20 protein-coding genes and 1 pseudogene are annotated in these 20,650 nt (G+C 66.2%); 12 read left to right on the top strand and 9 right to left on the bottom strand.

Annotated elements, in window-relative coordinates; genetic code table 11:
• Positions 1-17: 17 nt before the first annotated feature.
• Together ACOGJC_RS16925 and ACOGJC_RS16920 are read left to right on the top strand one after the other, a co-directional pair.
• The gene (locus ACOGJC_RS16925; RefSeq protein WP_419846167.1) at positions 18-1,820 is read left to right on the top strand and encodes a flavin-containing monooxygenase; all 1,803 of its coding nucleotides are present in this window, start codon (positions 18-20) and stop codon (positions 1,818-1,820) included.
• Positions 1,821-1,824: 4 nt separating this feature from the next.
• The gene (locus tag ACOGJC_RS16920; RefSeq protein ID WP_419846166.1) at positions 1,825-3,000 is read left to right on the top strand and encodes a cytochrome P450; all 1,176 of its coding nucleotides are present in this window, start codon (positions 1,825-1,827) and stop codon (positions 2,998-3,000) included.
• Positions 3,001-3,006: 6 nt separating this feature from the next.
• Here ACOGJC_RS16920 and ACOGJC_RS16915 read toward each other — a convergent pair whose 3' ends face one another.
• The 3 genes from ACOGJC_RS16915 to ACOGJC_RS16905 form a co-directional block, all read right to left on the bottom strand.
• Positions 3,007-3,351 carry a hypothetical protein gene (locus ACOGJC_RS16915; RefSeq protein WP_419846165.1) on the bottom strand — a complete coding sequence of 115 codons (345 nt, stop codon included), beginning with the start codon at positions 3,349-3,351 and terminating at the stop codon, positions 3,007-3,009.
• Between the two features lie 27 nt (positions 3,352-3,378).
• Entirely contained in the window at positions 3,379-3,798 is a 420-nt protein-coding gene (locus tag ACOGJC_RS16910; protein WP_419846164.1) for a transglycosylase SLT domain-containing protein, read from the bottom strand.
• A 92-nt stretch (positions 3,799-3,890) separates the two neighbouring features.
• Positions 3,891-4,775, bottom strand: a complete 885-nt coding sequence (locus ACOGJC_RS16905) for an EamA family transporter (protein ID WP_419846163.1) — start codon at positions 4,773-4,775, stop codon at positions 3,891-3,893.
• A gap of 87 nt (positions 4,776-4,862) precedes the next feature.
• Between ACOGJC_RS16905 and ACOGJC_RS16900 the strand changes: the two genes are divergently transcribed.
• A complete protein-coding gene (locus ACOGJC_RS16900) occupies positions 4,863-5,267 on the top strand; it encodes a TIGR03668 family PPOX class F420-dependent oxidoreductase (RefSeq protein ID WP_419846162.1) in 405 nt (134 codons plus the stop codon).
• Positions 5,268-5,274: 7 nt separating this feature from the next.
• Here the strand turns inward: ACOGJC_RS16900 and ACOGJC_RS16895 are convergent, their stop codons facing one another.
• Together ACOGJC_RS16895 and ACOGJC_RS16890 are read right to left on the bottom strand one after the other, a co-directional pair.
• Positions 5,275-6,711, bottom strand: coding sequence for an FAD-dependent oxidoreductase (locus ACOGJC_RS16895; RefSeq protein WP_419846161.1), 1,437 nt, complete (start codon positions 6,709-6,711; stop codon positions 5,275-5,277).
• Positions 6,712-6,721: 10 nt separating this feature from the next.
• Positions 6,722-7,864 carry an amidohydrolase family protein gene (locus tag ACOGJC_RS16890; RefSeq protein WP_419846160.1) on the bottom strand — a complete coding sequence of 381 codons (1,143 nt, stop codon included), beginning with the start codon at positions 7,862-7,864 and terminating at the stop codon, positions 6,722-6,724.
• A 71-nt stretch (positions 7,865-7,935) separates the two neighbouring features.
• On the opposite strand from ACOGJC_RS16890, the gene ACOGJC_RS16885 reads away from it, so the two are divergent.
• On the top strand, positions 7,936-9,639 hold the full coding sequence (locus ACOGJC_RS16885; RefSeq protein ID WP_419846159.1) for a glutamine--tRNA ligase/YqeY domain fusion protein: 1,704 nt from the start codon (positions 7,936-7,938) through the stop codon (positions 9,637-9,639).
• A 28-nt stretch (positions 9,640-9,667) separates the two neighbouring features.
• On the opposite strand, the gene ACOGJC_RS16880 is transcribed toward ACOGJC_RS16885, so the two are convergent.
• Together ACOGJC_RS16880 and ACOGJC_RS16875 are read right to left on the bottom strand one after the other, a co-directional pair.
• A complete protein-coding gene (locus ACOGJC_RS16880; RefSeq protein ID WP_419846158.1) occupies positions 9,668-10,465 on the bottom strand; it encodes an SDR family oxidoreductase in 798 nt (265 codons plus the stop codon).
• A gap of 15 nt (positions 10,466-10,480) precedes the next feature.
• Positions 10,481-11,284, bottom strand: coding sequence for an enoyl-CoA hydratase/isomerase family protein (locus ACOGJC_RS16875; RefSeq protein WP_419848261.1), 804 nt, complete (start codon positions 11,282-11,284; stop codon positions 10,481-10,483).
• A 93-nt stretch (positions 11,285-11,377) separates the two neighbouring features.
• Between ACOGJC_RS16875 and ACOGJC_RS16870 the strand changes: the two genes are divergently transcribed.
• From ACOGJC_RS16870 to ACOGJC_RS16845, 6 genes and pseudogenes are all read left to right on the top strand, one after another.
• Entirely contained in the window at positions 11,378-12,178 is an 801-nt protein-coding gene (locus ACOGJC_RS16870; RefSeq protein ID WP_419846157.1) for a DM13 domain-containing protein, read from the top strand.
• A gap of 22 nt (positions 12,179-12,200) precedes the next feature.
• Positions 12,201-13,010: an enoyl-CoA hydratase/isomerase family protein gene (locus ACOGJC_RS16865; protein WP_419846156.1), complete on the top strand. Its 810-nt coding sequence runs from the start codon at positions 12,201-12,203 to the stop codon at positions 13,008-13,010.
• Between the two features lie 54 nt (positions 13,011-13,064).
• Complete coding sequence (locus ACOGJC_RS16860; protein WP_419846155.1) at positions 13,065-13,352, top strand: hypothetical protein; 288 nt, start codon at positions 13,065-13,067, stop codon at positions 13,350-13,352.
• 12 nt (positions 13,353-13,364) lie between these two features.
• Positions 13,365-13,598: pseudogene (locus ACOGJC_RS16855) on the top strand (UGSC family (seleno)protein); the annotation flags it as partial.
• Positions 13,599-14,645 carry a hypothetical protein gene (locus ACOGJC_RS16850; protein ID WP_419846154.1) on the top strand — a complete coding sequence of 349 codons (1,047 nt, stop codon included), beginning with the start codon at positions 13,599-13,601 and terminating at the stop codon, positions 14,643-14,645. It abuts the pseudogene before it with no gap.
• Positions 14,645-15,289 (top strand): thiamine diphosphokinase, encoded by a 645-nt coding sequence (locus ACOGJC_RS16845; RefSeq protein WP_419846153.1) that lies wholly within the window; start codon positions 14,645-14,647, stop codon positions 15,287-15,289. The genes ACOGJC_RS16850 and ACOGJC_RS16845 overlap by 1 nt, the downstream gene beginning before the upstream one ends.
• Here the strand turns inward: ACOGJC_RS16845 and ACOGJC_RS16840 are convergent.
• A complete protein-coding gene (locus ACOGJC_RS16840) occupies positions 15,279-15,746 on the bottom strand; it encodes a nuclear transport factor 2 family protein (RefSeq protein ID WP_419846152.1) in 468 nt (155 codons plus the stop codon). The genes ACOGJC_RS16845 and ACOGJC_RS16840 overlap by 11 nt on opposite strands.
• 10 nt (positions 15,747-15,756) lie before the next feature.
• On the bottom strand, positions 15,757-16,767 hold the full coding sequence (locus ACOGJC_RS16835; protein WP_419846151.1) for an NADP-dependent oxidoreductase: 1,011 nt from the start codon (positions 16,765-16,767) through the stop codon (positions 15,757-15,759).
• A 56-nt stretch (positions 16,768-16,823) separates the two neighbouring features.
• On the opposite strand from ACOGJC_RS16835, the gene ACOGJC_RS16830 reads away from it, so the two are divergent.
• Both ACOGJC_RS16830 and ACOGJC_RS16825 read left to right on the top strand, forming a co-directional pair.
• A complete protein-coding gene (locus ACOGJC_RS16830; RefSeq protein ID WP_419846150.1) occupies positions 16,824-18,209 on the top strand; it encodes an amidohydrolase family protein in 1,386 nt (461 codons plus the stop codon).
• A 66-nt stretch (positions 18,210-18,275) separates the two neighbouring features.
• The gene (locus tag ACOGJC_RS16825; protein ID WP_419846149.1) at positions 18,276-20,594 is read left to right on the top strand and encodes an arylsulfatase; all 2,319 of its coding nucleotides are present in this window, start codon (positions 18,276-18,278) and stop codon (positions 20,592-20,594) included.
• Positions 20,595-20,650 lie beyond the last annotated feature (56 nt).

The raw sequence follows: 20,650 nt of genomic DNA, 5'->3' as shown, positions 1-20,650 counted from the left end.
CCGTATCGTAGTGGGCTATGACCGACACTCTCTCTTCTGACGCCAAGATGGAATTCGACCCCGATGCCCTCCGAGAGAAGTACCGACACGAGCGGGACAAGCGCCTCCGGGCCGAAGGCAACGACCAGTACATCGCCATGGACGGGGAGTTCTCCCGCTATCTGGACGACCCGGCCCAAACGGGGATCACCCGGGAGCCGCTGACCGACGAGGTGGACGTGGTCATCATCGGCACTGGGTTCAGCGGGCTGTTGGCCGGGGCCCGGCTCCGCCAGCTCGGCGTGGAGAGCATCCGGATGATCGAGACCGGGGCCGAGTTCGGCGGCACCTGGTACTGGAACCAGTACCCCGGGGTGCAGTGCGACATCGAGTCGTACATCTACCTGCCCCTGCTGGAGGAGATGGGCTACATGCCCAAGGAGAAGTACTCCTACGGGCCGGAGATCCTGGAGCACTGCAAGGCCCTGGGCCGCCACTTCGACCTGTACCGCGACGTGTGCTTCGGCACCCGGGTACACGAGATGCACTGGGACGACGCCGACCACCGCTGGGTGTTGCACACCAACCACAACGACCGGATGCGGGCCCGCTTCGTGATCATGGCCATCGGGCCCCTCAGTCGGCCCAAGCTGCCCGGCATCGCCGGCATCGACACCTATGGGGGCCACTCCTTCCACACCAGCCGGTGGGACTACGACTACACCGGCGGCGACACCCACGGGAACCTGACCAAGCTGTCCGACAAGGTGGTCGGGGTGATCGGCACCGGGGCCACCGCGGTGCAGTGTATCCCCCATGTGGGCGAGGCCGCCCAGCACCTGTATGTGTTTCAACGGACCCCGTCGTCCATCGACGTTCGGGGCAACCGCCCTACCGACCCGGAGTGGGCCATGTCGCTGGAGCCCGGTTGGCAGCAGAACCGCATCGAGAACTTCGGCAACATCGTGGCCGGCAGCATGCAAGAAGAGGATCTGGTCAGCGACGGCTGGACCGACATCCTGCGCAACCTCACCGCGCTGGGCGAGGGCGCCCGTCTCGGCACCCCCGAGGAGATCGCCGAGGCCATGGAGATGGCCGACTTCCAGAAGATGGAGCAGATCCGCAGCCGGGTCGACGAGCTCATCGAAGACTCGTCCATCGCCGAGGCGCTCAAGCCCTACTACCGGCAGTTCTGCAAGCGGCCGTGCTTCCACGACGACTACCTGCCCACCTTCAACCGCGACAACGTCACCCTGGTGGACACCGACGGCCAGGGCGTCGAGCGGATCACACCCAAAGGCGTGGTGGCCGGCGGCCAGGAGTACGAGCTGGACTGCATCATCTTCGCCACCGGGTTCGAGGTGGGCACCGACTACTCCCACCGGGCCAACTGCGAAATCTACGGCCGGGGCGGCGTGACGCTCAGCGAGCGCTGGAAGGACGGGATGTCCACCTACCACGGGGTGGTCACCCGGGGATACCCCAACCTGTTGCACATGGGCGGCATCCAGTCGGGGGTCTCCCCCAACTTCACCGAGCTCTACAACGAGCAGAGCCAGCACGTGGCCTACATCGTCGAGAAGGGCCTGTCGGCGGGGGCCACTGTGGTGGAGCCCACCGAGCAGGCCGAGGCCGACTGGGTGCGCGTCATCATGGAGTCGGCCTATCGCCGGGCCGGATTCCTGGAGTCCTGCACGCCCGGCTACTACAACAACGAGGGAAGGCCCGACGAGGGCCCCGGCTGGTTCGGCGGCAACTACGGGGGCGGCGCTCAGGAGTTCTTCAAGCTCCTCAAGGCCTGGCGCGACGAAGGTTCCCTGGACGGCCTCGAGCTGAGCTGAACCCGTGGCCGTCAAGTTCGCCTACCGCGGCGGAGAGAAGTGGGCCGAGCCATGGGACGACTACCGCGCCCTGCGGGATGAGGACCCCGTCCACGAGGTGGGTGATGGCCAGTTCTGGGTGCTGTCCCGGTTCGACGACGTCTTCGCCGCCGCCCGCGACACCGCTACCTATTCGTCGGCCAACGGCCTGACCACCGTCCCCGACGACATGGCCAGCTTCGACGAGAAAGCCCGGCCCATAGTGATGATGGACCCGCCCGAGCACACTGCCATGCGCCGGCTGGTGAGCCGGCCCATGACCCCCCGCCAGGTGGCCCCGGTGGAGGACCTGGTTCGGGAGTTCATCGCCCAAAAGCTCGATGCGGTGGCCGAGGCCGGCGACGTCGACATCGTCCAAGCCCTGTTCAAGCCGCTGCCCAGCTACCTGGTCGCCTATTACCTGGGTGTCCCCCCCGAAGACCGGGTGCTGTTCGACCGCTGGACCGAGCGCATCGTGCAGGCCACCGCCGAGTCCACCGCGGCCTACGGCCAGGACCAGAGCGCGTTCCTGGAGCTGTTCGAGTACGCCACTGGGCTAATTGAGCGACGCAAGACCGATCCCGGCGACGACCTGGTGACCGATCTGGTTGAACAGGGCGAGGACACCGCCTCGGCCATGTGGATCGTGGGGTTCATATTCACCATGATCACCGGCGGCAACGACACCGTTACCGGCATGCTCAGCGCATCAACGGTGCTGCTCGACCGTCATCGGGATCAGCGTCAAGTGCTGATCGACGATCCTTCGGCGATCCCCAACGCGGTGGAGGAGCTGTTGCGGCTGACCTCGCCGGTGCAGAACCTGGCCCGCACGCTGACCCGGGATGTGACCCTGCACGGCGTCACCATCCCCGAGGGCAAAAAAGCGCTGCTGCTGTTCGGATCGGCCAACCGGGACGAGCGGGAGTTCGGGCCCACTGCCGGAGAACTCGATGTGAAGCGAAAGATCGACAAGATCGTCGCCCTCGGCTACGGCGCCCACCACTGCCTGGGCGCATCGGTGGCCCGTCTCCAGTGCCGAGTCGCCCTCGAGGAGCTGCTGCGGCGGTTCCCGGACCACTCGGTTGACGAGAATGCCGCCCGCTTCGCCGGCGGCTCGTCGACCCGCACCTACCAGTACCTGCCCTTCTCGACGAACTGAGCGTGCCTAGAGCGCGCCCAAGCGCTCCAACAGAGCGTCGGGCGCACCCACGAACTGGGCAATCTCATCTGCCGGGACTATCTCGCTCCACTGTCCGTCGTCGCCGCGCAGAATGGTGGGCAGAGCAGTGGTGGCTGCCAATTGCTCAGCGGTGGCCTCGTCGCGATGCAAGAGCTCCAGATCGACATCCGACACCGCACAGGCCTGCTTCCAGCTCCGCGACCCCATTGGATTCCACCCGTGGGTGATGTCGCACAGGGCGCACTTTCCCCGGCCCAGGAGCTTGCCGGCCACATACCGCAGCTCGCCGCCAAGCCCCCCGTCAGCGTCGTAAATGCCTACGAATGACACGCTCAAGCGTATCGGCGAAGTCCCCGTTTACTCGGGCTGGCAGGCCCATTGGGACCAAGGGGGGTGGCCGCTGGAGTCCTCGTAGTAGCGGATGAACTTGGCGGCTTGGAGATTGGTGGCCGGGTCGGTGAGGTCGACGGGCTGATCGTTGTGAGAGAGTATTGCCCACTCCGGCATGCTCCATCCGGTGAGCCAGCCCTCATTGATCTGCATGAGTCCCAGTGAGTAGTCCCCCCACTCCTCCAGATGGCGGGCATTGGGGTTGCCAAGGGACTCACAGGCCATCACCGAGAGCACGTCGTCTACCTCGTCGGCCGGAAACATCTCTTCCACCAGACCACGCCACTGCTCTACGCCGTAGTGGTCGTAGCTGTCGGTCTGGCTTCCGGTGCCAACCAAGGCCAGGCCAGATAAGGCGATGAAGCTGAGCAAGCGGATAGAGCGCATGGAGAGGTGAATGGGACTTCTGCAAATGCGGGTTGGAATCTATAGATTGTAATTACAAGCATATATTTTGGCATGGCGGGAATGGCCGATGCCTACTGTGCCCGTAAGCCCATCCCTTCGGCGGTGCCGCCGGATCCCTTCACGGTGCGGCTGAGCAAGATAGCGGCGATCACCAAGGCGATGCCAAACAATTCCCTCCCGCTGGGCACCTGGAGAAGCACGGCCAAACCCACGAGCACCGCAGTCGCGGGAAGCAGCGCTTGCAGGAGCGCGAAGCGGTGCTGGGTGATTCGCTTCATGACCAACTGGTCGATCCAGTAGGGGATGACGTTCGACAACAGCCCGGTGGCCAGGGCCAACAGCAGCACCAGCGGCGAGTCCAGCGCCGATCCCACCTCGGTGGCGCCGAAGCCGCTGATGGCCGCCGCTCCGGCCAACATCCCCAGGCCCAGTCCGTCCACCGCGGCCGGACCCCGCGCTACTCGGTGCCCGAGCACGATGTAGCCAGCCCAGAACATCCCGGCCAGCAAGGCGAATCCCACCCCCCGCATAGTGCCGTCGGCCTCCACCCCGGCCAGCACCACGACCCCGCCCGCGGCCATCAACAGCGCGGCACCGGAGCGGAGCGTACGGGTGCCCACGGCGGCCACCAGGATCGGGCCGGTGAACTCGATGGCCACCGCGTTGCCCAACGGCAGTTCGTCGATGGCCAGATAGATCGACAGGTTCATGGCGGCCAGCGCCACCCCGAAGGCCGAGGCCCACGCCAAGTCTTGGGCCTTCCAGCGTCGCTGCCAGGAGCGCCGCAGCACGATGATCATCACCGCCGCGCCCAGCACCCGCACCAGCGCCACCCCAGCCGGGGCAATCTCGTCGAACAGGTGAACAGCCACCGCCGCGCCCAGATACTGCGACACCGCCCCCACCATGAACAGCGGCTCGGGAGCAACCGGCTGCGATCGAGGCACTCGGACCACAACAACGTTCTACTTGCCTTGCCCCCTCGAGTCGGTTCAAATTGCCCGCTGCTCCCGCCTCTTCTGCAGAATTCCTAGAGTTCAGAGATGGAACAGGGCGAAATGCGGCAGCGGGTGGGAGAGGCCCGGTCGGCCATATTGAGCACCATCACCGCCGATGACCGTCCTCACGCCGTGCCGTGCTGCTTCTTCCTCAAGGGCGATGTGGTGTATTCGGCGGTCGATGCCAAGCCCAAGTCCACTCTGGCACTGCGCCGCCTCGACAACCTGACCGCCAACCCCGCGGCCTGCCTGTTGGTCGACTGCTACGACGACGACTGGTCGAAGCTGTGGTGGATCCGAGTGGACGGCACCGCCCGAGTGCTAATCGACGGCGACGAGCGCGACCACGCCCTCGACCTGCTGGCCGCCAAGTACCCCCAATACCAAACCACCCGGCCCCCGGGACCGGTCATCGCTATGGACATCGTCTCGTGGAGGTCTTGGCCCTAAGCCAGAATCAGCGGGGGGTTTCGCCTGCTGCGTTGCGGCCGGCGACTCGGCCGAAGGCTAGGGCGTCGCCGATGTGGAAGCCGCCGTCTTTGCACCGGCTATAGGTGGAGCTGACCGTGCCGGCAGCGTAGAGGCGGCCGATGGTCTGGCCGAAGGGATCGAGCACCTGGGCCTTCTCATTACGGCGAGGGCCGCCGTTGGTCCAGCCCAATAGCGGGGCTGAAGTGAACCCGTAGTACGGGGGAGTGGCCAGTGGAGCGAGAGTGGCTGCGGGGCGGCCCAGCGGGTCGTTGCCGGCGGCGCAGACCTCGTTCCATGAGGCCACCGCCGCCTCCAGCCCATCGGGGTCGATGCCGAGGGTCTCAGCCAGCTCCGCGGGGGTGTCGGCCTGTTGGATCCAGCCCTTCTCGATCTCGGCCGAGTTGTCGGCGCTCCACTCGTAGCCTTCCATGAGCAGGTTCCATCCCACCGGCAAGATCTCCCGAGGCGGGGAGATGGGCCCGGCCTGACGGGTGTTCTCGTCGAAGATCACGTGCAGCGGACGGCGCTGGAACAGCTCGTAGTCGCCGTCGATCAGACCGTGGCCGTGGCCCTGGGGCGGAATCTCGTTGTGGGACCGACGGCCATCGTTGCCCACGCAGATGAACCCCATGGAGAAGATGAACATCACGTACATCCCCGCTTCGAACCCGTCGGCGGCAAAGCCGAGGGCAGCCATCATGTTGTCCATGTGCCACAGATCGGCGCCCACCTTCTGGGCCATCTTGATCCCGTCGCCGGTACCCGCCGGCGAACCCCATACCGGGGAACCGGGAAGCTGCAAGTAGTCGCGCACCATGTCGGGGTTGTTCTCAAAGCCACCAGTAGCCAGCACCACCCCCCGGCGGGCGCCCACCCTCAGCGGCTGACCGCCCGAAGTGGCCGCCACGCCAACCACCGCGCCGTCATCGTCGGTCACCAGCTCGTCAGCAGGGGTATCCAACAACACCTCCACACCCTTGTCCCGCACCGCAGCAGAAAGGGCCTTCCACAGCAACTGCTGCCCCATCTCGCCATTGACTCCCAAATAGCCGCCATAGAACTCCGCACCGGGCATCTCCGGGTACTCCGGCTTGTAGTCGGCATGAACCCCCGGCGTCACGCCCAGCCCCTCCAACCACTCAGTGTTCTTGTAAGTCTCGTCAGCCCACACCTCAATGATCTCTTCAGGCAGCGTGTAAGGCCCGCACAGCGACCGCAAATACGTCGCCATCCCGTCGCGGTCCAAGCTGTTGAACCAGATCCCCCCCGAGATGCGGGTGTTGCCCCCTTCTCGGCCCTCGGGCATCTTCTCCAGCAACAAGACCGACGCCCCCGCATCGGCCGCCGCGACGGCCGCGGCACATCCCGCCGCGCCCATCCCCAGCACTACTACATCAGCTTCTCTGTCCCATCCATTGCTCATGGGCTGGACTCTAGACAGGCGCTTCCACCCGGTACAGCTTCTCGGCGTTGCCCCAGAGGAGTTGGTGGCGGTCTTCGGGAGAAAAGTGCCCGAGGCTGGCGGCAATCTTCTCCTCCACGTTGTCGTAGAGGCAGGTGGGGTGGGGGAAGTCGGTCTCAAACAGCACGTTGTCGAGCGGAATCCGGCCTCCGAGCAGGTCCTGGGGAGCCGACTCTTCGAACCAGAACGTGGTGTACACCTGTCCGGTGAAGTACTCGCTGGGCAGCCGGTCGAACTCGGGCCGGTCATTCATGCCGCCGCCTTCGACGAACTGGTTGTCCACCGCCTCGAGCATGAAGGGCAGCCAGCCGATGCCCGACTCCACCGACACTACCTTCAGCTTGGGGTAGCGGGGGAGCACCCCCGACAGCAGCAGGTCGCACACCTGGATGCCGTTCTTGGTGAACAAGTCCACCGATTGCAGGGCGTAGGCCTCGGCAAAGCCCCGGCGTTCCACCCGGTTGTGGTCCCAGTTGAACTCGCCGCTGCCGATGTGAAACGACACCACCATGTCGCAGTCACACACCGCCGACCAGAACGGATCCCAGTGGGACTCGCCCAGATAGGGCAGGCCGAACACCTGGGGCTCGCCGGTGAAGTTCACCGACCGGTAGCCCATCGCCGCGCACCGCTGCACCTCGGCCACTGCATTGTCCACGTCCCAGAACGGGGTGGCCATCGACGGGATGAGCCGCCGGTCATCGGCGCTGCACCATTCGGAGAGGAAGTCGTTGTAGGCCCGGACGCACTCGTACTTCAGCTCGGCGTCGTCGATGGACAAGAACTTCTGGGCGCCGAACCCTCCGACGTTGGGGTACAGAACCTCGGCCCACACTCCTCGCTGGTCCATCAGCTCCAGGCGGGCCTGGGCGTCGTAGGCCGCGGGGTGTACCTCGTCATAGCCGGCGGGCGAATCGGGCATCGGCTTCGACCACCCGGCCGGGGCCGTCGGGCCCACCGCACCGACGCGGTCGTCGCCCAACAGCCATATCTGACGGCCGTCGATCTCCTCGACTCGGGGAACGTGGTCGCGGTGGCGGGCGGCCACCCGGCTGGTCCAGGTGTCGGCTGGCTCGGTGATGTGCGTGTCAACGTCGATGATCGAATAGGCCATTCCCCAGTTTCGCGCCAACCACCCCCATAATGCGTTGCCGGTCGGCGCAAAATCCGTCAAGGATGGTGGATATGAGCAATGCCGGGAACCCGGGAGGCGACGAGCCCGGCGAGCGCAGCGACTTCATTCGCAGCCTGATCCGCCAGGACATCGCCGATGGCATCTATGGCGGTCGGGTGCAGACCCGGTTCCCGCCCGAGCCCAACGGATTCCTCCATATCGGCCACGCCAAGTCGATCTGTTTGAACTTCGATTTGGCCGCCGAGTTCGGCGGCACCTGCAACCTCCGGTTCGACGACACCAACCCCGAGACGGAGCGGGCCGATTTTGTCGCCGCCATCGAAGAGGACATCGCCTGGCTGGGCTACGAGTCCGACCGGGGCACCTTGTACGCCTCCGACTATTTCGAGCAGCTCTACCGGTGGGCCGAAGACCTGATTCAGGCCGGGCTGTCCTATGTGGACGACCAAGATGCCGAGGCCATCTCCGAGAACCGGGGCAGCTTCACCGAGCCGGGCACCGACAGCCCGTGGCGCGACCGCACCCCCGAGGAGAACCTCGACTTGTTTCGGCGGATGCGGGCCGGGGAGTTCGCCGACGGCGAGCGGGTGCTGCGGGCCCGCATCGACATGGCCCACGAGAACATGCTGATGCGCGACCCAGTGCTGTATCGCATCCGCCACGCGAGCCACCACCGCACCGGAGACCAGTGGTGCATCTACCCCACCTACGACTGGGCCCACGGCCAGAGCGACGCGGTGGAGGGGGTGACCAACTCCATCTGCACCCTCGAGTTCGACGCCCACCGCCCGCTGTACGACTGGTTCTTGGACCATCTCGATCTGCCCGGCGACCGCCCTCGCCAAACCGAGTTCGCCCGCCTGAACGTCACCCACGCCGTGTTGTCCAAGCGCCGCCTATCGCAGTTGGTGGACGAGAGCCATGTGGACGGGTGGGACGACCCCCGCATGCCCACCCTGCGAGGTCTTCGCCGCCGGGGCTTTCCGCCCCAGGCCATTCGGGAGTTCTGCCGCCACATCGGCGTGGCCCGGGTGGATGGAACGGTAGAGGTGGAGCTGCTGGAGTCGTTCGTCCGCCGAGAGCTCAATGCGACGGCACTGCGCCGGATGGCCGTGCTCAACCCGCTGCGTCTGGTGATCGAGAACTATCCCGAAGACCAGGTGGAGATGCGGGAAGCGGGCAACAACCCCGAAGACCCGTCGGCTGGAACCCGGCAGGTTCCATTCACGAGGGAGCTTTACATCGAGCGGGACGATTTCATGCTCGATCCGCCGCCCAAGTTCTTCCGCCTGGCCCCGGGTCGGGAGGTGAGGCTGCGGTCGGGCTATTTCGTGACCTGCACCGACGTGGCCACCGACGCCGACGGCAACGTGACCGAGGTGCGCTGCACCTACGACCCCGAGACCGGCTCAGGCAAGGCCCCCGACGGTCGCAAGGTCAAGGCCACCATCCACTGGGTGTCCGCCGCCCACGTCCTAGAAGGCCAGGCCATCCTCTACGAGCGCCTGTTCACCGACCCCCACCCCGGCGCCGACGGATCCGACCCCATGGACTCGCTCGACCCCGACTCCGCCCAGCTCATCGAAGGCGCCCGCTTCGAGCCCGCCATGGCCGACATCGCCCCCGGCCAAGTCGTCCAGTTCGAGCGCCTCGGCTACTTCGCCCGCGACCCCGAGACCCCCGACCTGTTCCACCGCACAGTCGGCCTAAGAGACGAGTGGGCCCGCATCCAAAAGCGCCAAGGCAGCAAGTAGGGAATTGGAGCCCCAGAAGGAGTTGAATTCAGTCCGGGGTCGGCCAGCGTTCGGCGGTGGTGTTAGTGGCGGGCCAGGCGTCAGCGTTGAGGGCGGCGTCGCTGCCGCCGTCCATGAACACCACTGAGCCGCAGAAGAAGCTGGCGTCGGGCGATAGCAAAAAGGCCAGCAGGTTGGCCACCTCGGCGGGGCGTCCGGGGCGGTTCTGGGGGATGGGGTACACGTCGCCCAAATTCATAATCATGTCGAGGTTCTCGGCCACCAGCGGCGTGTCGATGAGCCCGGGGGCCACCGCGTTGAGCCGGATGCCCGACCCGATCCAGTCGTCTCCGATGGCGGTGCGCCGCACCCACCGGGCCAAGGCCAGCTTGCTGGTGGCATAGGCCGTGCCCGGGTCAGAGCCGGCGAGCTCCCGGGCCTGGGCCTCGTCGTCGTTCAGACAGGCCTCCACCAGCCCATCAGGCAGAGCTACCAACGTTGTGCAGGAGTTGGAGCTGATGGCCACGGCCGAGGAGTCGGTGCCCTGGGCCAGCAGGGGACGCAGCCCCTCCACGGTGGCCACCGCCCCGAAGTAGTTGATCGACACCACCTGCTCGGGATCGGGGCCGGTAATTCCGGCGCCGGCCACCAGGCCATCGATCCGACCTCCGCTAGCGGCGGCCACCGCGCCGATCATCTCGGTGCGCCCCTCAGGAGTTGAAAGATCGGCGATGACCTCGGCGTCACGGATGTCCACCCCGATCACCTCGTGGCCGTCTCGGGAGAGGCGCTCCCGAGTGGCTTGGCCGATTCCGCCTGCTGATCCGGTGATGACAATCGTTCCCATGAGTACTTATTTAGCCTAATTCGGATCCAGAGGTTCCCATTGGGGCTCGCGTTTCTCGGCGAAGGCGGCGGGGCCCTCCACTTGGTCGGGGTGGCCCCAGATGCCGGTCATGTGGAAGGCACCGGTTTTGCTGGCCTCGGTTAGGCCGTGCTCCATGGCGTCCCACAGGGCCTTCTTGGTAGCGGCCATCGCAGAAGGGGAGTTGCGGGCGATGGCTTCGGCGATCTCGCCGGCTCGCTCCCGTAGGCGCTCGGGCGGGTCCACGATCTCGCTGATCATGCCCAGTTCGTACGCCCGCTGGGGGCCCATCCGCTCGTGGGCGCCCATCAGGGCCATCCGCATAACCGTCTCCGCGGGCATCTTCTTCAACAGCGCGATGGCCTCCAAGGCCACTACTTGGCCCACCGACACGTGGGGGTCGAAGAACTGGGCGTCGGAGGCGGCGATCACGATGTCGGCGTCGGCCACCCAGTGGAAGCCGCCACCGCAGCAGATGCCGTTGACCGCGGTGATCACCGGCTTGCGCACTTTCTGGTGCCACGAGGTGAAGTGCAGATCGAAGTTCTCCACCGATTCCCGATAGCGCTCCATGCCCTGCCCGTCGGTGGCCAACTCCACCACATCCACCCCGGTCTGGAAGGCCCGCCCCTCCCCGGTATGGACGATCACCCGCACCTCCGGATCCCGGTCGAGCTCCAGCCACGCCTCCGCGAACTCCTCCCGCATCTGGGAGTTCATGGCGTTGAGCTGGTCGGGGCGGTTGTTTATCAGCCATCCCACCCGTCCCTTGCGCTCCACGATCAGCGTCTCGTAGCCCATCTCGTCAGTTTGTCGCGGTACTCCCAAAGATGCCTTTTCGTTGGGGAGGGTCATCATCTGTGATTTTGGATTTCTCCCCGTACATTGAGTGGTATGAAACGGCTGATATCCCGCTTGTGGGGCTGGTTGAAGGCACTGCCGACCCGAGCCAAAGTGCTCATCGCCGTGGTGTTGGCCGCCCTGCTAGGTGTGTTGATCTGGTTGGTGTTCTTCTGGTTCGCCTTCCAGACCTACTTCATCGACGACGAAGTTGATGAGGCCGGCCCGGTGTTCGACAGCGGCGCGGCGGCTGAAGCCCCGGCTGCCGAGCCAACCGGACCCGAACCCACGACGGGCGATCCCGGCCCACCGGCTGCGGAGTCAACCGCGGCGGCGCCCGACGCTCCCGCCCCGACACCCGAGACCGATTCCGCCACCCCGGCTCTGGCCACAGGCCCCATGCCGGGCGACGAGTTGTCGGAGGAGCTCATCGCCGAGATGGACGAAGCCATGGAAGAGCTCGGCATGCCCGAGGAGATGCCAGTCGAAGAGACCATGCCTGATATGCCCCAGGTGAGGGTGGAGGCGTCGGGCGAGTTCATCAGCCGCAGCCACCCCACTCAGGGACGGGTCGACGTGCTGGGCGACGGTACCGGCCAGCGGTTCCTGCGGTTCGAGGATTTCAGGACTGACAACGGCCCCGACCTGAACGTCTACCTGAGCGCGGCTCCCCCCGATGCTCCCGTCGGCCAGTTCACCGACGTCTATGTCGACCTCGGCGACCTCAAGGGGAACGTCGGCTCTCAGAACTACGAGATCCCCCGCGATCTCGACCTCGACGTCTACTCCACCGTGGTGATCTGGTGCGTGAGGTTCTCGGTGGTGTTCGGTGCTGCCGAACTCGTCTCTAGCTAATTTTGGCTAGCCTGTGCCGGACATGAAGCCCTATCCCGCACCACCCGAAGGGCTGCGAGTGGTCTCGGCCCCGCCGGTATTGACCCTGACCCTTGATCGGCCCCATCGACGCAACGCGTTGACCGACGACATTGTGCTGGCCCTCATTGACACTCTGGAAGCGGCCAGCGCCGACGAAGAGATCAGGGTGATTTTGCTCAATGCGGCGGGCGATCACTTTTGCAGCGGCTTCGATCTGGCGGAACGGGCGGGCGATGGCAACCGTCCTCGGCCGGGCAGCATTTCCCGCCGTATGCCCTATCTGGTGAATCGGCTCATCCCGGTTTTCCTGGAAGTGCAAGTCCCCATCGTGTGCGCGGTGCGGGGTTGGACCGTGGGCCTGGGTCTTAGCCTGGCTTTGGCCGCCGATTTCACAGTGGCGGCTGACAACGCCCGACTGCGGGCGCCGTTCACGTCGATGGGCATCACCCCCGACAGCGGGATCTCCTGGCTATTGCCCCGACTGGCCGGCGTGGCCCGGGCCAAGGGCATGTTGATGCTGGGGGAGGAGATCTCTGGGTCGGAGGCGGCCGATTGGGGACTCATATACCGAGCGGCACCTGAAGGCCGTGTCGATGCCGAAGTAGCCGATTTGGTCGACCGGTTGGCCTCCTCGGCCTCCGTTGCCGTCGGCTTGGCCAAGGCCCTCGTCCAGCGGGGCAGAGAACGCAGTCTGGAGGCCCACATGAGCGAAGAGGCATTTGCCATGGAGCTGTCGTCGCGCTCAGCCGATTTTCGGGAGTGGATCGAATCCCGCCAACAGGGCCGTCCCCCTGATTTCACCGGCCGGTAGCCGCCGGCGGCATCTCAAACCGGCATCATCAGCACCGGCCGGTAGTCTGCACCCATGTTGGTATTGGATCCGACGGCTGCTCCGCCGCTGATCGACCCTGATCGGGGCCCCGATGCCGGTCCGCTGACCGGCAAACGGGTGGGCATCCGCTACGACCTCACGTGGCGCTCGTTCCTGTGGACCACCGACGAGTGGACCCGCAAGCTGGAGGCGGCCGGGGCCGAGGTGGTGCCGTGGTGCTCGGAGTCCCGCCAGGACGTCAAGCTCGAAGACGCGGTGCTCGAGGAGTTGGATGGCTTCGCCACGGACGTGGACATCGCCATCGTCGGCTTGGGCAATTGAGGCAGCTGCACGTCTTGGACCGTCCACGACGCAGTTGCGGTGGCGGCCCAGGACAAGACGGCGGTCGCCGTCGTAACCGAAGAATTTGTGTCGCTGGCCGAAATCATGGCCCGCAACATGGAGCGGCCTGGCCTGCGGCTGTGCGTGCTTCCCTACCCGCTGGACACCCGTCCCGAGCAGGAAGTGCGCCAGATCGCCCACGACTTCTGGCCGTCGCTGTTGGACTCGCTGGGAGTGCCCTCGTAGATGGCCCCTGACGGCGACGCCATTCCCGACGGGCAGGTCGAGGCCCCCGACGACCCCGCGGAGTTCATGCGCTGGGCCACGGCTCAGGGCTGGGGCGACGGCTTGCCCCTGATTCCGCCCACCCCAGAGCGGGTGGCCCAGTTCACCGCTGAGGCTGGCCGACCGGCCGATTCGGTGCTGTTGGAAGTGCCGCCGGCCAACGCCTGGTGCACGGTGGAGAAGCTGGCTGTGAACGCCTGCATGGCCGGGGCCGCCCCCGAGGCCATGCCGCTGATGATGGCCGCGCTGGAAGCCATGGCCGAACGCCCCTTCGACCTTTTCGCCCTCAACACCACCACCAGTTCGGTAGTGCCGTGCCTGTTCGTGAACGGCCCGGCCCGAGATCGGCTCGACGTGCCCTACCAGGCCGGCTGTTTCGGTGGTGCTGCGGGGGCCGGACCAGCCATCGGCCGGGCCATCCGCCTGGTGATGCGCAACGTGGGCGGCCAAGTGGCCGGCGAGACCTCAAAGTGCGTCCTCGGCCAACCCGCCCGGGTAGTGGGCCTGGTCATGGGGGAGTGGGAGGAGCGCTCCCCGTGGCCGCCGCTGGCCGAGCGCCGGGGGGTGAGCGGCGACGCAGTCACCGTCTACGGCACCATCGGCACCATGGACATCGCCGACATCGCGGCCGACGACGGCCGCTCGCTGGCCTGGGTCATCGGCCAGTCGCTGGCCTACGTGGGCACCAACGCCTACATCTCCCACTGGGGGGCCGAGGTGATGGTGGTGGTGCCCCCGCCCTGGGCCGACATGTTGGCCGCGGCCTACCCCACCATCGAAGACGTGCAAGAAGCCCTGTGGCAAAACGCCTGCCACCAGGTGGATCAATTTCCCGAGACCCACAAACAGTGGCTGGCTGAGCGCGACCGCATCAGCCCCGACGGCACCGCCTACATCGTGGAGCACCCCTCCGACGTGATCGTGATGTGCGCCGGCGGCCTCGGCAACCTCCACGCCGGCGGCCTCCACAACTTCGGTCCCACCCGAGCCATCACCCGCCCATTCTGATGACACCGCCAACCGAGCCCAAGGTCACCGTGGTCGTAGTAGCTGGCGGAGACCCCCCAACCCCAGAAGAAATCGCCCGCCTCCCCGCTAACCCGGTAGTGGTAGCCGCGGACTCCGGCCTCGACCACGCCCAAGCAGCCGGCCTGACAGTGGCAATAGCAGTAGGCGACATGGACTCAGTGTCACCCGAAGCCCTAACCACCGCCGAACAGTCCGGAACCCGAATAGAACGCCACCCCCCCGACAAAGACCAAACCGACCTAGAACTAGCCCTAGAACTAGCCACCCGCCTAGCCGACCGAGTGATCGTCATAGGCGCCGGAGGCGGCCGCCTAGACCACCTAATCGGCAACCTCACAGTCCTAGCCTCCCCCCAATGGTCCGGAGTACAAATAGAAGCCTGGCTAAACAACACCCAAGTCCTAATTGTCCACAGCCACCGCACCCTAGAAGCAGAACCCGGAGACACCGTCTCCCTATTCGCTCTAGGCGGACCAGCGAAAGTAACCACCACCGGCCTCAAATGGCCCCTAAACGACGAGGTTCTGGAACCTCTCACAAGCCGAGGAGTAAGCAACCAAGCCACCACCCCCACTCCCCAAATAACAGTGTCCGAGGGGGTAGTGCTGGCAGTTATCCCGTAGGCCGCTCCGCTGGAAACACCCGATTCCCCTCAACCTCCACCCGCTGCCGCCGCAAAAGCAGAGAGGCAATCCGCCACTGACCATCATCACACTTGCGGTAAGTCTCCTCGTACCACCCAGTACCCCACATCTGCCCCACCCCGCTCTCCGGCGGCCAGTCCAAGTGGTCCTCCATCGACCACACAGCCGAGGCGGTATCAGGCCCGTCGATGCTGATCTCGCTCATGTGCCCGTGGTGGGTGGTGATGATCGGGGCCAAGATGGGCTCCAAGTACACCCGGAAGGCCTTGTTGCCAGTGATGTCGGAGTCCTCCCCGGTGTCGTCGGGAGTGGAGATCACCACGTCGTCGCAGAACACGTCCTCCCACTCGTCCCACCGCTTCTGGTCCATGAACCGGAAGTACCGGGCCTTGAGCTGGCGAATGGCCTCGATTTCCACCAAATCTTCAGGAGTCATGGCTGGCACGCTAGTCGGCTGAAACTCTCACAAGCTGTTTGCCGATATTGCGGCCCTCGAAGAGCCGGGCCAGCGCCTCGGGGGCGTTCTCGATGCCGTCCACCACGTCTACCCGGTAGCGGACGCGCCCGTCGCTCACCCACTGGGCCAGGATGGGGAGCGCCTCGCCGAAGCGGTGGAAGTAGTCGATGATGATCACGCCCTGCACCTTCAACCGCCGGAACAAGATATTGCGAAACAGTCGGGGCGACCACCAGTCGCCCTCGGCGTTGTAGGTGGAGATCATGCCGCACAGCACCACCCGGGCGTGGTTGTTCACCTGGCCCAAAACGGCGTCCATCACCTCGCCGCCCACGTTCTCGAAGTCCACGTCGATCCCGTCGGGGCACGCCGCCCGGAACTGCTCGTCGAGGTTGCCGGCCTTGTGGTCCACGCAGGCGTCGAAGCCCAGCTCCTCGGTCACGAACCGGCACTTCTCCGGCCCTCCGGCCACGCCCACCACCCGGCAGCCGGCGATCTTGCCGATCTGGCCCGCCACCGAGCCGGTGGCCCCCGCGGCCGCCGACACCACCAGGGTCTCGCCCGGGCGGGGCTCGCCTATGTCCAACAGGCTCCAGTAGGCGGTCATGCCGGTGGGGCCGAGCACGCTGGTGAACGCTTCCAGGGGCACTCCTAAGTCCATGGGAATAGCCTCGGCCTGGTCCTGCACCGAGTACTCCTCCCAGATGTGCCCGCCGGTCACCACGTCGCCGATCGAGAAGTCCGGATGGCGCGACTCGATCACCGTGCCCCACGTCCGCCCCCGCATGGGCTCGCCCACCTCCACCGGGGGCATGTAGGCGTCCATGTCGCTCATCCAGATCCGGTTGGTGGGGTCCACCGACAGGTAGGTATTGCGCACCAGCATCTGGCCCTCGTCCAGGGCTGGCACCGACAACTCGGTCATCTCCAGGTCGTCGGTGTCTATGTCTCCCTGGGGCCGTGCCCGCAGGATCCACCGTCGGTTGCGCTCGCCGCTCATGTCACTGCCCCGGTCATTACCGGCACACTCTACGGGGTGCTCACTAGTCTCAGCCCATGAGCGAGATGTCTCCCGGCGACGTCAGAGAGCGGCTCGACCATCCGGTGGTCGACAGCGACGGCCACTATTGGGAGCACTGGCCCGACCTCGACCGCTACGTGCGGGACGAGGGCATCAGCGAGGGGTTGAACGCGCTGTGGGCCACGGGCACCTTCGATGGGAGTCCCCACTGGGCCGGGGTGGCTCCCGAGGAACGCCCCCGGGTGCGCCCGTTCCGCCAGACGTGGTGGGGTGTCCCGTTTGGCAACACCGACGACCTGGCCGCAGCCATGGCCCCCGAGCTCATGTATCGCCGGTTAGACGAGCTGGGCTTGGATCTGGCCCTCTGCTACCCCACGTGGGGGCTGGTGGTGCCCAGCCAGCGCAACGACGAGATCCGCCGGGGGCTGTGCCGGGCCTGGAACCGCTACACCGCCGACGTTTATGACGGCTTCGGCGACCGCTTGGTGCCGGTGGCCACCATCCCCACCGCCACCCCCCAAGAAGCGGTCGAAGCGCTGGACCACGCCGTGGTTGATCTGGGCTTCAAGGTGGCGATGCTGGGCGGCTTCGCGGTGCGCGACCTGGAAGGCGGGGGCACCTGGGTCGACTCGCTGGGCCTCGACAGCGCCTACGACTACGACCCGCTGTGGCAGCGGCTGGTGGAGCTGGGCGTGGTGGCCGGCTTCCACTCCGGTTCGATGGGGTGGAGCGGACGGCGGTCGATCACCAACTTCTCCTACAACCACATGGGCAACTTCGCGGGGGCCAGCGAGGCCACCCTCAAGTCGCTGCTGTTCGGCGGGGTGCTCCACCGGTTCCCCGATCTGCGGCTGGCCTTTCTCGAAGGGGGCACCACTTGGGCGGTGCAGCTGGTACACGACATGATCGGCCACTACCACAAGCGCGGCCCCGAGGGCTTGCCCGCCTACGACCCCGACGCCTTCGACCCCGACCGGTTCGACCGGCTGCTGGCCGAGCACGCCGGGAAGCTCAATCCCGAGCCCGGCTTCGGTGCCCAGTTCGCCGACTTCTTCCGCACCACCGACGTGGTGAACGACTTCGAGGCCTCGGGCATCACGGGACCCGACGACGTGATTCGCCAGATCTCAACATCCTGCTGGTTCGGCTGTGAGGCCGACGACCCGCTCACCCGGCTGGCCTTCGACCCCGAGCTACCGGGCGGCGTCCCCCTCAACGCCGTCTTCAGCTCCGACATCGCCCACTGGGACGTGGCCAACATGGTCGACGTGATGCCCGAGGCTTACGAGCAGGTGGAGAACGGATGGCTCAGTGAGCCGGAGTTCAGGGCCTTCATGTGCGACAACGCCGTGCAGCTCTGCGCCGGGGCCAATCCCGACTTCTTCAAGGGCACCATTCTCGAGGGCTATCAACCCGCCTGAGCTCCGCCCGTCGATGCCGGGCGAGGCGTGCCGTATTGTGTCGGCGGCGAGCCACAAGGAGATCCGATGACCGATCAGCGCCAGCAGGAGCACTATCCCGGGTTCGAGGGCACGGTGGGCAAGATCATGGCCGCCTCCAAGTCGTGGTGGCCGCCTCGGCCTACCCCGCCTGAGGGCGCTCCCAACATCGTGATTGTGCTGGCCGACGACCTGGGCTTCTCCGACCTGAGCTGCTACGGGTCGGAGATCGCCACCCCCGCCATCGACGAGCTGGCCGCCACCGGGGTCCGCTACACAAACTTCCACGTCACCCCGCTGTGCTCGCCCACCCGGGCCGCCATGCTCACCGGGCTCAACTCGCATCATGTGGGGGTGGGGTTCGTGGCCAACGCCGATCCGGGCTTCCCCGGTTACGCCAGCGAGCTGCCCCACAACCAGCAAACGCTGGCCGAGATGCTCAAGGCCAGCGGATACGCCACCATGGCCGTGGGCAAGTGGCACCTGTGCAAGGAAACCGACTTGTCGATCGCTGGCGACAACCACTCGTGGCCGCTCCAGCGGGGCTTCGACCAGTTCTACGGCTTCTTGGAGGCCCTGACCAACTTCCATCACCCCCACCTGATGTATGAGGGAAACAGCCCCATCGACATCGCCGAGTACCCCGAGGGCTACTACCTGACCGACGATCTAACCGACCGGGCCTGCCGCATGATCCGGGAGGTCAAGGCCACCGACCCCGACAAGCCGTTCTTCCTGTACTACGCCCACGGAGCCGTGCACGCTCCGCTGCACGCCAAAGCCGAGGACATCGCCCGCCATCGGGGCAACTACGAGAAGGGCTGGGATCAGCTCCGGGAGGAGCGTCTGGCCCGCCAGATCGAGCTGGGCATCGTGCCCCCGGACACTGAGCTGCCGCCCCGGAACTTCGAACCCGACGAGGATGTGCGGGCGTGGGACAGCTATCCCGAGGGCGAGCGCCGGGTCATGGCCCGCTACATGGAGGTGTATGCCGCCATGGTGGAGTCGGTCGACGACAGCGTGGCCCGCATCCGGGCGGAGCTGGAGGCCATCGGCCAGCTCGACAACACCATCTTCGTGTTCACCAGCGACAACGGGGCGTCCCGGGAAGGCCGGGCCCAGGGAACCACTTCGTACTTCACCTACAGCAACCCCGGAGCGATGTCGTCGGCCGAAGTGGGCGAAGAGGAGATGAACGCCCTCGACGCCATCGGCGGCCCCACCACCTGGCCCCACTACCCCCGAGGCTGGGCCATGGCCTGCAACACCCCTTTCCGGCTCTACAAGATCACCTCCTATCGGGGCGGCCACTCGGTGCCGTTCGTATTCTCGTGGCCGGCCCGCACCGCGTCGGTTGGCGGGGAACTGCGCCACCAGTACGCCCACATAATCGACCTTTTGCCCACCCTTTCGGAGATGGTGGGGGTAGAGGTCCCAACCGAGCGCCGGGGACTGGCCTCCGAAGCCCCCGACGGGGTGTCGTTCGCCGCCACGCTGGGCGACCCCGATGCCCCCTCCGAGCGCACCGAGCAGTACTACGAGTGCATCGGCCACCGGGCCTACTACCGCGACGGCTGGGGGGCGGCCGCCTTCCACGAGTTCATGACCCCGTTCAGCACCGACCGCTGGGAGCTGTTCAACCTGGAGGAGGACCTCAACGAGCGCAACGACCTGGCCGAGGCCGAACCCGAGAAGCTGGCCGAGCTGGTGGATGCCTGGGAACGGGCCGCCTGGCGCAACCGGGTCTACCCCCTCGACGAGGGCACCGGCCTATACCGCCTGCTCCGCCCGGCCGAGCACGACCTGCTCACCCGGCCGCTGCGGATCCGCCCCGGCACGCCCACCGTGGAGCGCTACCGGGCGTCTCGGGTCATCGCCGGGGGAAACTTCACCGTCACCGTCGACCTGCACCACCAACCCGGCGACCAAGGGGTGCTGGTGGCCCACGGCGGGCAGGCGTCGGGCTATGTGCTGTACATCGAAGACGGCGCCCTGTACTTCGAGGTGAACAGCGGCGGCCAGCCCATGGTGTTCGACCCCATGGACTTGCCGGGGGAGTGCGGGCAGATAGTTCTGGACGTCGCCGCCCCCGGCGGGCGCATCTGGAACATCACCGTGAGCGCCGACGGCCAAACCGGCATCACCGCGACTGACATCCCCCAGATCTACGGCTTCATCCCCTGGGAGGGCATCGACGTGGGCGTCGACCGCCGATCCCCGGTGTCGTGGCAACTCCACCAGCGCCACGGCTCCTTCCCCTACACCGGCACCATCCACCAAGTGACCTACAAGCCCGGCCCCCCCGCCCCCGACACCGAAGAAGTCCGCCTAGCCGAACTACGAGAAATCGGAATGGGCCTCGAATAGCTCCCGCCGCCCCGCCGGAGGATGGTTAACCCTAAGGGCAAGCACTAATGTCCCAG

Origin of the sequence: Candidatus Poriferisocius sp., assembly GCF_965204015.1 — a bacterium.
Taxonomy (GTDB): Bacteria; Actinomycetota; Acidimicrobiia; order Acidimicrobiales; family Bin134; genus Poriferisocius.
This window is presented reverse-complemented; position numbering and strand designations above follow the sequence as displayed.

Coding starts and splice junctions, on each gene's coding strand:
- ACOGJC_RS16825 (WP_419846149.1), top strand. CDS start 18,276: ATGACCGATCAGCGCCAGCAGGAGCACTATCCCGGGTTCGAGGGCACG.
- ACOGJC_RS16910 (WP_419846164.1), bottom strand. CDS start 3,798: ATGCGCTCTATCCGCTTGCTCAGCTTCATCGCCTTATCTGGCCTGGCC.
- ACOGJC_RS16840 (WP_419846152.1), bottom strand. CDS start 15,746: ATGACTCCTGAAGATTTGGTGGAAATCGAGGCCATTCGCCAGCTCAAG.
- ACOGJC_RS16830 (WP_419846150.1), top strand. CDS start 16,824: ATGAGCGAGATGTCTCCCGGCGACGTCAGAGAGCGGCTCGACCATCCG.
- ACOGJC_RS16875 (WP_419848261.1), bottom strand. CDS start 11,284: ATGGGCTACGAGACGCTGATCGTGGAGCGCAAGGGACGGGTGGGATGG.
- ACOGJC_RS16885 (WP_419846159.1), top strand. CDS start 7,936: ATGAGCAATGCCGGGAACCCGGGAGGCGACGAGCCCGGCGAGCGCAGC.
- ACOGJC_RS16880 (WP_419846158.1), bottom strand. CDS start 10,465: ATGGGAACGATTGTCATCACCGGATCAGCAGGCGGAATCGGCCAAGCC.
- ACOGJC_RS16900 (WP_419846162.1), top strand. CDS start 4,863: ATGGAACAGGGCGAAATGCGGCAGCGGGTGGGAGAGGCCCGGTCGGCC.
- ACOGJC_RS16865 (WP_419846156.1), top strand. CDS start 12,201: ATGAAGCCCTATCCCGCACCACCCGAAGGGCTGCGAGTGGTCTCGGCC.
- ACOGJC_RS16850 (WP_419846154.1), top strand. CDS start 13,599: ATGGCCCCTGACGGCGACGCCATTCCCGACGGGCAGGTCGAGGCCCCC.
- ACOGJC_RS16890 (WP_419846160.1), bottom strand. CDS start 7,864: ATGGCCTATTCGATCATCGACGTTGACACGCACATCACCGAGCCAGCC.
- ACOGJC_RS16835 (WP_419846151.1), bottom strand. CDS start 16,767: ATGAGCGGCGAGCGCAACCGACGGTGGATCCTGCGGGCACGGCCCCAG.
- ACOGJC_RS16860 (WP_419846155.1), top strand. CDS start 13,065: ATGTTGGTATTGGATCCGACGGCTGCTCCGCCGCTGATCGACCCTGAT.
- ACOGJC_RS16870 (WP_419846157.1), top strand. CDS start 11,378: ATGAAACGGCTGATATCCCGCTTGTGGGGCTGGTTGAAGGCACTGCCG.
- ACOGJC_RS16845 (WP_419846153.1), top strand. CDS start 14,645: ATGACACCGCCAACCGAGCCCAAGGTCACCGTGGTCGTAGTAGCTGGC.
- ACOGJC_RS16925 (WP_419846167.1), top strand. CDS start 18: ATGACCGACACTCTCTCTTCTGACGCCAAGATGGAATTCGACCCCGAT.
- ACOGJC_RS16895 (WP_419846161.1), bottom strand. CDS start 6,711: ATGAGCAATGGATGGGACAGAGAAGCTGATGTAGTAGTGCTGGGGATG.